The 13533-nt window shown below is 37.3% G+C and carries 13 protein-coding genes; 10 read left to right on the forward strand and 3 right to left on the reverse strand.

The window, feature by feature from the left end:
- Positions 1-176: 176 nt before the first annotated feature.
- Complete coding sequence (locus I7822_RS13680) at positions 177-1691, reverse strand: FAD-dependent oxidoreductase (RefSeq protein WP_207979170.1); 1515 nt, start codon at positions 1689-1691, stop codon at positions 177-179.
- A gap of 362 nt (positions 1692-2053) precedes the next feature.
- On the opposite strand from I7822_RS13680, the gene I7822_RS13685 reads away from it, so the two are divergent.
- The 6 genes from I7822_RS13685 (at position 2054) to I7822_RS13710 (ending at position 6721) form a co-directional block, all read left to right on the forward strand.
- Complete coding sequence (locus I7822_RS13685) at positions 2054-2404, forward strand: lmo0954 family membrane protein (RefSeq protein WP_207979057.1); 351 nt, start codon at positions 2054-2056, stop codon at positions 2402-2404.
- Positions 2405-2598: 194 nt separating this feature from the next.
- On the forward strand, positions 2599-3246 hold the full coding sequence (locus I7822_RS13690) for a PspA/IM30 family protein (RefSeq protein ID WP_207979059.1): 648 nt from the start codon (positions 2599-2601) through the stop codon (positions 3244-3246).
- Between the two features lie 171 nt (positions 3247-3417).
- Positions 3418-4152, forward strand: a complete 735-nt coding sequence (gene liaF / locus I7822_RS13695) for a cell wall-active antibiotics response protein LiaF (RefSeq protein ID WP_207979060.1) — start codon at positions 3418-3420, stop codon at positions 4150-4152.
- Positions 4149-5189 carry a sensor histidine kinase gene (locus I7822_RS13700; RefSeq protein ID WP_207979063.1) on the forward strand — a complete coding sequence of 347 codons (1041 nt, stop codon included), beginning with the start codon at positions 4149-4151 and terminating at the stop codon, positions 5187-5189. Before liaF ends, I7822_RS13700 begins: the two co-directional genes overlap by 4 nt.
- Positions 5186-5818 carry a response regulator gene (locus I7822_RS13705; RefSeq protein ID WP_207979065.1) on the forward strand — a complete coding sequence of 211 codons (633 nt, stop codon included), beginning with the start codon at positions 5186-5188 and terminating at the stop codon, positions 5816-5818. The genes I7822_RS13700 and I7822_RS13705 overlap by 4 nt, the downstream gene beginning before the upstream one ends.
- A gap of 66 nt (positions 5819-5884) precedes the next feature.
- Complete coding sequence (locus tag I7822_RS13710) at positions 5885-6721, forward strand: STAS domain-containing protein (protein ID WP_207979067.1); 837 nt, start codon at positions 5885-5887, stop codon at positions 6719-6721.
- Positions 6722-6767: 46 nt separating this feature from the next.
- Here I7822_RS13710 and I7822_RS13715 read toward each other — a convergent pair whose 3' ends face one another.
- Positions 6768-8315 (reverse strand): ABC-F family ATP-binding cassette domain-containing protein, encoded by a 1548-nt coding sequence (locus I7822_RS13715; protein WP_207979069.1) that lies wholly within the window; start codon positions 8313-8315, stop codon positions 6768-6770.
- 205 nt (positions 8316-8520) lie between these two features.
- Here I7822_RS13715 and I7822_RS13720 point away from each other — a divergent pair, with 205 nt between their 5' ends.
- From I7822_RS13720 to I7822_RS13735, 4 genes are all read left to right on the forward strand, one after another.
- Positions 8521-10698 carry a DNA topoisomerase III gene (locus tag I7822_RS13720; RefSeq protein ID WP_207979071.1) on the forward strand — a complete coding sequence of 726 codons (2178 nt, stop codon included), beginning with the start codon at positions 8521-8523 and terminating at the stop codon, positions 10696-10698.
- Positions 10699-10715: 17 nt separating this feature from the next.
- Positions 10716-11111 carry a VOC family protein gene (locus I7822_RS13725; RefSeq protein WP_207979073.1) on the forward strand — a complete coding sequence of 132 codons (396 nt, stop codon included), beginning with the start codon at positions 10716-10718 and terminating at the stop codon, positions 11109-11111.
- 16 nt (positions 11112-11127) lie between these two features.
- Entirely contained in the window at positions 11128-11592 is a 465-nt protein-coding gene (locus tag I7822_RS13730) for an SRPBCC family protein (RefSeq protein WP_207979075.1), read from the forward strand.
- A 310-nt stretch (positions 11593-11902) separates the two neighbouring features.
- Positions 11903-12883 (forward strand): nuclease-related domain-containing protein, encoded by a 981-nt coding sequence (locus tag I7822_RS13735; RefSeq protein ID WP_207979077.1) that lies wholly within the window; start codon positions 11903-11905, stop codon positions 12881-12883.
- Positions 12884-12950: 67 nt separating this feature from the next.
- Here I7822_RS13735 and I7822_RS13740 read toward each other — a convergent pair whose 3' ends face one another.
- Positions 12951-13223, reverse strand: a complete 273-nt coding sequence (locus I7822_RS13740; RefSeq protein WP_207979079.1) for a spore morphogenesis/germination protein YwcE — start codon at positions 13221-13223, stop codon at positions 12951-12953.
- Positions 13224-13533 lie beyond the last annotated feature (310 nt).

Raw genomic sequence — 13533 nt, forward strand, 5'->3', positions numbered from 1 at the left:
CTTGATCAGCCTCGGGCAATAAGCCACAAATGAATAGAAGACGATCTTTGTCTTCAATTCATTTGTGGCTTAGACCCAAGAGGGGCTAGGCGCTGGAGCTAGACACCAAAACTAAGTACAAAATTTTAAACTTTCTTAACTGTTAAAAAAGGGTCAGACATATGTCTGACCCTTAGCTAATTCAAATCTACTTTTTTCAACGGCTTTTTAGCAGGTCCTTCAATAACATCACCTTGTACAGTATATCTAGAACCGTGACATGGACAATCCCAAGAGCGGTCACCGCTATTCCACTCTACTTCACAGCCCATATGAGTACAGGTTGTGTCAACAAGGTTTATATTCCCCTCTTTATCCTTATAACAGCCGGCGCGTTTCCCGTTTACAACAACAACTGAACCTTCATCATTTCTAATATCTTCAATTCGTTTATCCGCAATATCGATTTTACCCTCAATTAAATGACCTGCTACATCTAAGTTTTGCATGAGAAACTTTTTGATACTTGGATCTGCATAAAAGCGTGCTGGACTATATAACTCCAGATACGGGTTTTCTTTTTCTAAGACAAGGTCACTAAGCAATTTTGCTGCAGCTGTTCCATTCGACATCCCCCATTTGCGATAACCTGTTGCGACAAGAATATTTGGCTTATTTGATGTGATTGGTCCAACATAAGGGACTTTGTCTAGCGTGTATAGATCTTGTGCAGACCAACGGTATTTGATTTCTTCAATTCCCAACACTTCCTCGCCAAACTCTTCAAGTGCTTTATAGTGCTTGTAAGTAGAAGTTCCTTGACCTGTTTTATGGCCATCCCCACTAATTAAAACTAATTTTTCCCCATTCATCGGTGTGTAACGTAATGATCGAGTAGGAGAATCAGCACTGTAGAACATACCACCAGGAAACTCCTGTTTTGTTTTGACACCTAAAATATAGGATCGCTCTGCATGCAGTCTAGTAAAGTAAAATCCTTTGCCATCAAAGAAAGGGAAATGTGAGCAAGCAATAGCATATTTACAAGCAACTCGACGACCTTCTCGTGTAATAATCATTGGTTTTGGCGTTGTTTCATCAATATCAATTGCTGTCGTTTGCTCGTAGATTTCTCCGCCAGCGTTCGTTATTTCATTCACAAGTGCTTTTAAATAACTTAATGGATGGAATTGCCCTTGGCTTTTCATAATGACTGCACCTTTGACATCTATAGGTAAAGGTATATCTTCAGAGAAATCACTATGTATCCCTAGCTTTTGATAGGCATCGTATTCCTTCATTATTTTCCGTGCATATTCATCACTTACCGCATACATATAGGCATCTTCTTCTGATAAGTCACATTCTATTGCTAGGTCTTTAACAGTTTGTCGAACAAATCTAAGTGCATCATTGTTTGCTTCATAATATTGCTTTGCTTTTTCTTCACCCATATGTTGAATAAATTCATCATAGATCAAACCATGCTGTGCTGTGATTTTTGCAGTGGTATGACCTGTTGTACCGTTAAGAATTTGGCTTGCTTCTAAAATGGCAACCTTCATCCCTTGTTTTGTTAACAAATAAGCGGTAGTTATCCCCGTTATACCACCTCCAACAATTGCGACATCAACTTCAGTATCAATTGAAAGGGGGGAGAAAGTAGGTAACTGTGTTGATTCCTTCCAGTATGGTTCAGGTTCATATGGCATTTTTCCTTGTGGAAATTCTTCGGTCAATTGAATTCCTCCTTCAATAACATTCATATTCCATACAGATAATTTTTACCAAAATCATTGAAATCATGTACCGCGTATACAAAACGGTTAAAGCGTAATCTAGGCACGTTTAAGAATAAGTAAACCCCAAAGCTCCAATAAGGTGAAAAATGTTGACTGAATATAGCTAGATAGCGGGTTCTACCACTTTTTCTCATCCGAATTTGAGGGTAGTCTGATCCAGTCTACGCCTCAAGTCTTAGATGAAAATAAAGCTAGCGCTCGTTATGAGGATTTTTAAAAGTAGGTAAGATAAGGACATAGAAACGAACACAACTTGAAAGGAGGAAATGAGAATGAAAAAACTTGGTTACTTACTTTTAGGCGGGGTGGCAGTTGTTGTATTGCTTTCAAATCTTGCCCCTATGATCGCATTAGGAATCAGCCTACTTATCATGTACTACTCATATAAAGGCTTTATCAAAACAAATTCAACATTTAATAAAGTTGTCTTAGCGATCATTGGTGTCATTGCATTATTTGCATCAGCATCTAACCTTCCAGCTATTCTAGGATTTGTTGCTGCGTATGTTTTATATATTGTCTTTAAAAAATGGAAAAACCCAACAGCAGCTAACAAAATGGAAGATAATGATCCATTCACAAACTTTGAAAAAGAATGGAATGATTTAAAAGGTAATTACTAAGAAAAGCGCAAGCGCCTTGCTCAGCAGCGTATAACAGGAGTAAGACACTAACATTACGTACAAAGACTTATACTTTATTATTAATAAAAAGGCTCTGTTCACTGTTGATTTTGGCACTTTGTTGATTGGAGCGAACGCCTGCAGCGGAAATCGACAACCAAGTTAATAGAGCCAATAAAAAAGGAGAGATAAACATGGCAAACATTTTTACTAGAATAAAGGATTCAATTACAGCTGATCTTCATGAGGTAATCGATCAAAAGGAGCAAAAAAACCCAATATCCGTGCTTAATCATTATTTAAGACAATGTGAAAATGAAACGGAAAAGGTTCGTAAACTCGTTGAACGACAGTACTTATTAAAGGAAGAGTTTAATCGTGAGTACAATGAGGCATTGCATTTAGCTGAAAAGCGTAAGCATCAAGCAGAAATTGCTTCAAAAGCTGGAGAAGCAGAACTTTATGAATTTGCTCTAAAGGAGCAAACTTATTACGAAGAACGAGTTGCACGTTTAAATGAATCACGTGGGCAAACAAATCGTCAACTTGAGGAGCTTGAACAAAAATATGAAGAGATGAAGCATAAGCTAAAGGATATGCATATTAAACGCATGGAGCTTATGGGTAGAGAGAATATGGCTCGTGCTCACCACCGTATGAACAAAGTTGTTGATAACAACAGCTATTCGACAAAGGCATTCTCTCGATTTGAAGAAATGGAAAGCTATCTTGATCGTTTAGAGCACCAAGTAAATTCAGCTTACCACCGCAATACAATTGATGCACGAATTGCACAGCTTGAAAAACAAGAGAAAAGCCAAGAAACAAATACTATTTCATAATTAAAACATGGTATGCTAATAAGGCGTAGGTCTCTACGCCTTATTTAAGCATAAACTATGCTTTGCAAGCTTAGGATATAAGTCAATTCATAATGGAAGGTAATCGCACCTTCTATTATGAATCGACTTATGTTTCACAATTACGCGTTTTCATTGGAAGGAGGCTATCTCATGCTACGAAACATAAAATCAGATTACTTAAACTGGATCATTTTAATAGGGATTCTCCTCCTTCTTTTAGAGGTCTTGTTTTTTAATGGAGGCTTAATTGTCACATTTATTTTATCGATTAGCTTTATTTATTTAGGAAAGAAGTGGAAGCCTCGATTTATGGGGAAGGCCTTCTTTTGGATTGGCTGGATTTGGCTAATCGCAACTGTGCTAAATATGATGACATTTCGCTACTTTTTATGTGTCGTCCTCTTATATATTATCGTGCAATTTTTTCAATCACAAAAGCAGCCTAGAGAGATTAAGCCTGTTATTTTAGAGGGCAATTTTAAAGCAGAATCTGAACCTTATCTAAAGAGACAAAAAATCTTTGAAAATAAATTCTTTACAAGTCAGCAGACACCGGAACATGTGTATGAATGGAATGATGTAAATATCCAGGTTGGAATTGGGAACATAGTCATTGATCTTAGTGATACCGTATTGCCTAATGGGGAAGCGATTATATCAATTCGAAATTTAGTCGGTAATGTTCAAATCCTTGTTCCGTATGAGGTGGAAGTTCATATCAATCATTCGATTATGGCTGGAACTGTAGAGATTTTTCAGGAGCAAGAGCAGCGAGTTATAAATGAGACGATTGTCTATGAAACCGCAGAATTTGAGTCTGCTGAACAGAAAGTGAAGCTTATTACCGCAAGTATTACAGGTAAACTTGAGGTGAAGCGAGTATGAGTATTATCCAAAGACAGGTTTTACTCACTGCAATTTTTTCACTTGTGTTGTTTATTTTATTTTCTGTTATGTTTTTTATTGCGTTTCCTTTGGAGAGCTGGAGTTCATTGTGGGAGCGGAGGGTGATTGATTTACCCTTTATTTATATTGTTCCAAGCATAAGCCTTCTGTTGGGAGTATGTTACGGATTATTGTCGGGGTATTTTTGGAAAAAACAACTCATTACTGTTGAAACAGCAGTAAGGGAGCTTGAAAAGGGACGACCAATACCAGTTGAGCCACACGCAATTCCTGAAATTCATGATATTTGGGTTAGAATTGAAAAGGTACAAAACCATATATTTGAGCAAACAAAGCTTTCTCAAAAGCTAGCCAATGAAAAAGCAGAGGATCAGGAAAAGAGAATCCAGGAAATGGTCTCCCAAGAAAGAAATCGATTAGCTCGTGAGCTTCATGATTCAGTCAGTCAACAGCTATTTGCTGCCTCTATGATGATGTCGGCGATTACGGAATCAAAGCCGCTATCAGATGATAGAGAGTCAAAACAGTTGAAATTAATTGAGGAAACAATCCACCAATCACAGCTCGAAATGAGGGCTCTGCTCTTGCATTTACGTCCTGCTGCATTAAAGGGAAAGTCACTTCAGGAAGGTGTTCAAGAATTATTAGTAGAATTAATGCAAAAGGTGACAATGAATATAAAGTGGAAGGTAGAGCCGATCCCACTGGATAAAGGGGTTGAAGATCATTTATTTAGGATTCTTCAAGAGTCTGTATCGAACACTCTTCGTCATGCAAAAGCAACAAGCCTTGATGTCCTGTTAATTAAACGGGATGATTTTGTCATTATGCGAGTTACAGACGATGGCATTGGTTTCGAGGTTGATGAAGGTAAAACGGGATCTTATGGCTTGCAAAATATGCACGAACGAGCGGTTGAAATTGGTGGTACATTGAAAATTGTCAGCTTAAAAAACAAGGGAACACGGTTAGAGGTAAAGGTTCCTGTATTGCGGATAGAGGGTGATGTGGAATGATAAAAGTAGTATTTGTTGATGATCATGAAATGGTAAGGATTGGGGTTTCTTCTTATTTATCTGCTCAGCCAGACATTGAAGTCATTGGTGAAGCTGATAATGGTAAGAAGGGTGTCGAGCTTTCGCTTAGCTTACGCCCAGATATTATTTTAATGGATTTAGTGATGAAGGAAATGGATGGAATCGAAGCAACAAAACAAATCATTGACGCATGGCCTGAGGCAAAAATTATTATCGTCACAAGCTTTCTTGACGATGAAAAGGTATATCCAGCATTAGAGGCTGGAGCAACAAGCTATTTATTAAAGACGTCAAAGGCAAGTGAAATTGCGGGTGCTGTCCGCTCAACATTTCATGGGCAATCCATTCTTGAGCCTGAAGTAACAGGTAAGATGATGATGAAAATGCGCCAAAAAGATGTAACACATCCTCATGATCAATTAACATCCCGAGAAATGGAGATTCTTATGCTAATGGCTGAGGGGAAATCAAATCAAGAAATAGCTGATGAACTGTTTATTGCCTTGAAAACAGCGAAAACGCATGTGAGCAACATATTAAGTAAGCTTGAGGTACAGGATCGAACACAAGCAGTCATCTATGCTTTTAAACATTCACTAGTAAAATAGAAGTAAGTACTTGGAATCTGATACATATATTAAAAGGCTATATCTTATATTTTGGGGGAGACAAACATGCATAGAAACCAAGAGTTATATCATTTCTTAGTGAGGAATTCCCAGCAAATGACTGAGGATTGGTATAGTATGGTTGAAGATCAAGATCCTAGCTCGATCTATTCTACAAAAGATCCTAAGATCATCAATACCTTAAAGGAACAGAACCAAGATTATTTTCTTCGTTTACACAAACTTTTTATTGAGGAAGAAGTCATGTTTTTTAGTGAGTTTAAGAAATGGTCTGAAGAGCTCGCAAGTGACCAAAAGCACTTAAAAACACCTGATCATTATGTTGTGAGAGAATTTATGAGAACCCAAGATGTATATACGACTTATATAAATAATTTCTATAAAGAAAATATAGACAATGTCAGTGTTGATCAATTATTCTCTTGGCTTGACATCATTAGAAAAGTTTTTAATCTATCCATTTATATTTATATTGATGCAGCACATAAAAACACGATGAAACAGCTAGAAGCACAAAAGCAAATGATTAACGAATTAAGCTCACCTGTTATTCGCTTACAAAATAAAACGGCCTTACTACCTTTAATTGGGGATATTGATACAGCACGAGCTAAATTAATTTTAGAAAATACATTAACCCAATGTGCAGAACTTAAGATCGAGCATCTTTGTATTGATTTATCAGGTGTTGTCATCATCGATACAATGGTTGCCCATGAAATTTTCAATCTAATTAAAACGCTAAAGCTGTTAGGTGTAAAATCAACATTATCTGGAATAAGACCAGAAATTGCCCAAACGGCCATTCAGTTAGGTCTTGATTTCAATGAAGTAAGAACGACTGCCTCACTGGCCTATGCTTTAGAGCAAATAAATGCGTAACACTAGAAAAGAGCAGCCAACAAAGTGGCTGCTTTTTCCCTATTCATTATTTTGCCGCCCAATCCTCAATATCCCATACCTTTGTTACCCAATCTTCATAAAAATCAGGTTCATGACATACAAGGACAACTGTGCCTTTATATGCTTTAATGGCACGTTTTAATTCTTCTTTTGCCGTGATATCAAGGTGGTTTGTTGGTTCGTCAAATAACAACCAGTTGCTTTCATTCATTTGCAGCTTACAGAGACGAACCTTTGCTTGTTCTCCACCACTTAACTGAGTTAATGGACGTGAAATATGTTCATTTTTCAGCCCGCAGCGTGCTAAAAGTGCTCTAACTTGATGCTGATCTAAATGTGGGAATGCGTTCCAAACATCATCAATCGGTGTGATGGAATCGGCTTTTACCTCTTGCTCAAAATAAGATGGGAACAGGAAGTCTCCACGATTCGTCGTTCCGCCTAATGGCTCGATTTTTCCTAGAATCGTTTTCAGTAAAGTCGACTTTCCAATACCGTTACAGCCAACAATCGCAATTTTTTCGCCACGTTCAATTGTCATCGAAAGCTTTGGCAATAGTGGTGTATCATAGCCAATTTCAAGATCCTTTGCTTCAAACACATAGCGACTACTGCCTCTAGATTCCTTAAATTCAAATGTTGGTTTAATCGCTGATTCAGGACGATCAATCCGTTCAATTCGATCTAATTGTTTCTGACGGCTTTTTGCACGGCCTGTTGTTGAATAGCGTGCTTTATTTTTGGCGATAAAGTCTTCTTGCTTTTTAATGAATTCCTTTTGTTTTTCATAAGCATGAAGATGTTGATTTTTATTAATCTCGGCAAGCTCAAGGAATTTTTCATATGTTGCTGTATAACGTGTTAGCTTAGCAAACTCTAATTGAAAAATCACATTGGAGACGCCGTTCATAAATTCAGTATCATGTGAGATTAATAGAAAGGCATGTGGATAATCTCTTAAATAAGTGCTTAGCCAACGAATATGTTCAACGTCTAAGTAGTTCGTCGGTTCATCAAGTAATAAGACATCTGGCTGCTCAAGTAAAAGCTTGGCAAGAAGAACCTTCGTACGTTGACCACCACTTAGTGCAGATACATCACGGTCAAGACCAATTGCATCAAGTCCTAAGCCTCTAGCTGTTTCTTCAACCTTCATATCTAATAAATAAAAGCCACCAGCATCTAAGCGATCCTGAATTTCAGCCATTTTTTCTAATAGTTCCTCTAGCTCTTCAGGTGTAGCTGTTGCCATTTTGTCTGTAACAATATTTAATTCTTTCTCCTGCTCAAAAAGCGGAAGAAATGCATCGTTTAAAATATCACGAATTGTTTTTCCTTTTGTTAAAACTGTATGCTGATCAAGATAGCCATAACGAACTCCTGGTGTCCATTCTACTCGACCAGTGTCGTGAATTAGCTGCCCTGTAATAATATTCATTAAAGTAGATTTCCCTACTCCATTAGCTCCAACAAGACCTACTCGTTCACCTGCTAATAGGCGAAGTGATACATCTTTAAATAAGGTACGGTCACCAAAGCTGTGACTGAGATTATCGATCGTTAATAGACTCATTTCCTTTTAACCCTCCAAGAGTAAACAGTATCTTTGCTCATTCTACTATTTTCTTATTTAATATGCTACTGGTAAACGAATGAAACTATGGATAGGATTCTTGCTAAAAGTAAGATCCTATGTTGCTTTTAATCAATCTGATTAGATTTCCAAAACAATTACACATATAATAGAAGAAGGAAATAGGTTTTGAAAGGATGTTTATATGAGTAAAACAGTCGTTCTAGCAGAAAAGCCTTCTGTAGGAAGAGATTTAGCTAGAGTGTTAAATTGTCATAAAAAAGGAAATGGTTTTCTGGAGGGAGACCAGTATATTGTCACATGGGCACTTGGCCATCTTGTAACATTAGCTGATCCGGAAAGCTATGGTGATAACTATAAATCGTGGCGGTTAGAAGATTTGCCAATGCTGCCAGCACCGCTAAAGCTAGTGGTGATAAAAAAAACAGGCAAGCAATTTCAATCAGTTAAGACACAGCTTTTACGAAAAGATGTACGTGACATTGTTATTGCCACAGATGCAGGTCGTGAAGGAGAGCTTGTTGCCCGCTGGATTATTGAAAAAGCACGAGTGAATAAACCAATAAAACGTTTATGGATCTCATCGGTTACCGATAAAGCAATTAAAGAGGGCTTCCGAAAATTAAAAGCTGGGAAAGAATATGAAAATTTGTACGCATCAGCTGTTGCAAGAGCTGAAGCAGACTGGATTGTTGGCTTAAACGCAACAAGAGCCTTAACAACAAAGTACAATGCTCAGCTTTCATCTGGACGTGTACAAACACCAACACTTGCGATGATTGCTCAGCGTGAAGAAGAAATAAGAGGCTTCAAGCCGAAAAAATATTATGGAATGAAGGCTATCACTAATAACCGATTAACGCTTACGTGGCAAGACGCTAAAACAAATGATACGCGAACATTCACTGAGCAGCAAATTGATGAAAAGCTAGGGAAGCTAAAAGGTAAGTCAGCAACAGTTGTTGATATAAAAACAACGCCTAAAAAGACCTACTCACCAGCACTCTATGACTTAACAGAGCTACAACGTGATGCAAATAAGCGTTACGGCTACTCGGCAAAAGAGACGCTTTCCATCATGCAAAAATTATATGAGCAGCATAAGGTGTTAACATACCCTAGAACTGACTCACGTTATATCACAAGTGATATTGTTGAAACAATCAAGGATCGCCTAGAGGCATGTCGAATAAAGCCATATGCACAGGTTATCGCTAAAATTACGAAGCAGCCTATCAAAGCAAATAAGTCATTTGTTGATGACGGGAAGGTATCAGACCATCATGCGATTATTCCAACTGAAGAATCTGTGCCACTGAGTGCTTTAAGTGATAAAGAACGTAAAATTTATGACTTAGTCGTAAAGCGTTTCTTAGCAGTGCTTTTACCTGCCTACCAATTTGAACAGACTGTTGTTACAGCTAAAATAGGTGATGAGCAGTTTACTGCAAAGGGAAAGAGAATTCTCGCGCAAGGCTGGAAGGAAGTCTATAGTGATTACACAGATGAGGACAATGAAGATGAACAAAAGCTACCTGCATTATCAAAAGGGGATCTGCTGTCAATTGTTTCATTAACAAAAACAACTGGTGAAACAAAGCCGCCATCTAGGTTTAATGAGGCTGCCCTCCTTTCGGCAATGGAAAATCCAACAAAGTATATGGCTGGGGAGAGTAAGGAATTAATTAAAACAATTGGAGAAACTGGTGGACTTGGAACAGTTGCAACACGAGCGGATATTATTGAAAAGCTTTATAGCAGCTTCCTAATTGAGAAAAAGGGTAAGGAAATCTTCATCACTTCAAAGGGTAAGCAGCTATTAAAGCTAGTACCCGAAGATTTAAAATCACCAGTATTAACAGCAGACTGGGAGCAGAAGTTAACAAAAATCTCAAAAGGCACTCTATCAAAGCAAGCCTTTTTAAATGAAATGAAGCATTACGCAAAAGAAGTCGTAAATGAAATAAAAAATAGCAAACAAAGCTATAAACACGATAATATCACAGGAAGTAAATGTCCTGAATGCAGTAAGCTTCTCCTAGAGGTAAACGGTAAAAAGGGAAAAATGCTTGTATGTCAGGACCGTGAGTGCGGCTATCGCAAAGGTGTTTCAAAAGTAACCAATGCACGTTGTCCGAATTGTCATAAAAAGCTTGAGCTTAGAGGTGAGGGAGAAGGCCAAATTTTCGTATGCCGCTGTGGTCATCGCGAAAAAATGTCTACCTTCCAAGAACGACGAAAAAAGAATCAAAATAGTAAGGTTTCGAAACGTGATGTTGCGAAGTATATGAAAAACCAGGATGAAGACTTTACAAATTCAGCATTAGCTGATGCACTTGCGAAGCTTAATTTGAAAAAATAGCGTAAAGGATGTAGGTCATGACACGTAAAATTGGGCATATCACGATTCTTGTAAAGGATTATGATGAGGCGATTGATTTTTATACAAATACTTTAGATTTTACGTTAATTTCAGATAATTCGTTTGGCGAAGGTATGCGTTGGGTAACGGTTGCTCCCGCTAAGCAGCACGAAACAGCGATCGTATTTGTTGAAGCTGATACTGATGAAAAGAAAGAACGTGTTGGCTCTCAGGTAGCGGGGCATGTTTTTCTCGTCATTGAAACAGATGATTGTATCCGCGATTATAATAATATGAAGGAAAAGGGTGTCACCTTCTTAGGTGAGCCAAAGGATATGCCTTGGGGAATTGAAGTTGTATTTGAGGACCTTTACGGTAATCGGTTTGACTTACTTCAGGTAAAAAGCTATTAAGATAGGAAGATAGAAAGTGCCAATAATAAAAACCGATATGTTTATTTATGCACCGCGTGACATTTGCTTTGATGTTGCACGAGATATTGATATACATACTCAATCGACAAGTCACACAAATGAACGAGCAATCGCAGGTGTGACAAGTGGATTGATTGGGTTAAACGAGACGGTAACCTGGGAAGCCATCCATTTTGGAATCAAGCAAAAGCTAACAGTCCGAATCACTGAATACGATTTTCCAAACCGCTTCGTAGATGAAATGGAAAAAGGTGCATTCAAACGCTTTTACCATGTTCATGAGTTTGTGAAAAAAGCGAATGGAACACTTATGATCGACACTTTTGATTATACTTCTCCATTTGGTGTGATTGGTAAGATGGTAGATCAGATGTTTTTAGAGCAATATATGAAAGAATTTCTAATAACAAGAAATCGATATATAAAGAAGATTGCTGAAGAGAAAGTAAGAGAGAAATAGCGCCGCGCGAATGCGGCGTTTTTTGCGTGGAGAGATTAGAGTAGGCTTTAGATTGGGCCCGGCACCAGCATCGGCATCGTGCGATATAGCTCGAATTTTGTCGAATGATAGATTAATTGACGAAGTTACAAAATTATATTGGAAATTTGCAAAATTCCTCAGTAAAGTTGCAAAATTATGGACAATTGTTGCAAGATTATGGTCGGAAATTGCAAAATGCCATTCACGGCCACAAAAATTCTTATCCTTTTTTGCAGGATTTCAGTGGAAAATAGCGAATAAAGTTGGAAAATAAGATTGGAGTGATCAAATGATTAGTAAAATGCGCACGATTCCCCTATCAATTCTAAAATTACAAGCATTGCAACGTCGCCTGCCACCTACCCATCCGAAGTTTCTCCTAATCAAAGAAAATCTATCGAAAAGGCTCGCAGGCTATAAAGGCGAAAAGGCGATTGATTATCCATTAAGCTTTCTCCCAGAAAAAGATTACTACATTCTTCACGATCTTCGCTTACATGATTCAACCCACTATTTCCAACTGGATACATTATTGATATGTCCTAATTTCATTATCATATTGGAAGTAAAGAATATTGCAGGTACCATCTATTTTGACCAAGAATTTCACCAATTAATCCGTACACATGATGGAAAAGAAACTGTTCTGAAAGATCCGCTCATTCAAACAAGTCGTCAAGAGTTGCAACTTAAAAAGTGGTTAACCAAAAACAAATGGTCAAAAGTCCCCATTCTATCTCTAGTTGTTATAAGCAACTCGAATACGCTTATTTGTACCGCCCCTGAAAACCACGATCTGAATCAAAAGGTTATCCACCATCATTTTCTCCCGACTAAAATTAATCAGTTAAAGAAGGATTTCCCTGAAAAAAGGCTATCAGAGAAAGAAATGAAAAAGATGATTAGAATGTTACAAAAGGAACATAGACCATTAGATCAATCAATTTTAGATAAATTTGAAATTCAGTTTGAAGAGATCCTTAAAGGTGTTTTTTGTCCTTTATGTCATCATCTTTCTATGTTAAGAGTCCATGGGAACTGGTTTTGTGATCAATGTAAACATAAAGAAAAGGCTGCACATCTTTCTGCATTAAAGGATTACTATCTCCTTTTTGGTGCAGAAATAACCAACCAGAAGATAAGAGAATTCCTCCTAATTTCTTCACCTTTTCTCTCATCAAGGCTGCTTCATTCTATGGAACTTTCTAGAGATGGGGCAACAAAGGACAGAGTGCACCATTTATCTTTTGAAGATTTAAGCGAGGAATAAATAGTGAGGAATAAATTGCCCATAAAAAAACGAGCCAAATAGCATGGCTCGTTTTCTTGCACAGGTTTTAAATTAAGCTTTTCGGTTTTGACATCATCTTAAAGAATGGGACAACGAACAAGTGAAAGATTGTCATATGAGCAATAACTACGTTTGCTAAAAATGATAGTCCGAACAGGATGTGCCCTGTTAAACCAAGATCAAAAGTCATATACGAAATAAATACGATCCACATTGCGATGACAACTGGGATATGGCAAATTGCTAATTTTCTATTTTCTTTCCATAAAAACAATGGAGTAGAACTTGAAATTAATAAATAAGCGAAAAATACATCCATATTATTCAGCTCCTTATAATTGTTACCGTTTTCATATTTGTGTCAAAAAAAAGGACAATTTGTGAACTTTTTGTTACATTTAATATATCATATCTATTCCCGATAATAAAGGGAAAAAAACCTAAAAAATGAATGAGGGAGAAAAGAATATGGCATGTTAAGCATTAAATATTGACTGAAATAAATTGTTTGCAGTATAAGTGAAGATGGAGAGTTAATCTATCATAGAGAAAGTGAAATCATCTAGTTGTGTATGACTAGTTATAATGTCAATACCCACTAGATAATTGTTTGAATCTTGAAAGGTGGT

The organism is Metabacillus bambusae (assembly GCF_017497975.1).
Taxonomy (GTDB): Bacteria; Bacillota; Bacilli; order Bacillales; family Bacillaceae; genus Metabacillus; species Metabacillus bambusae.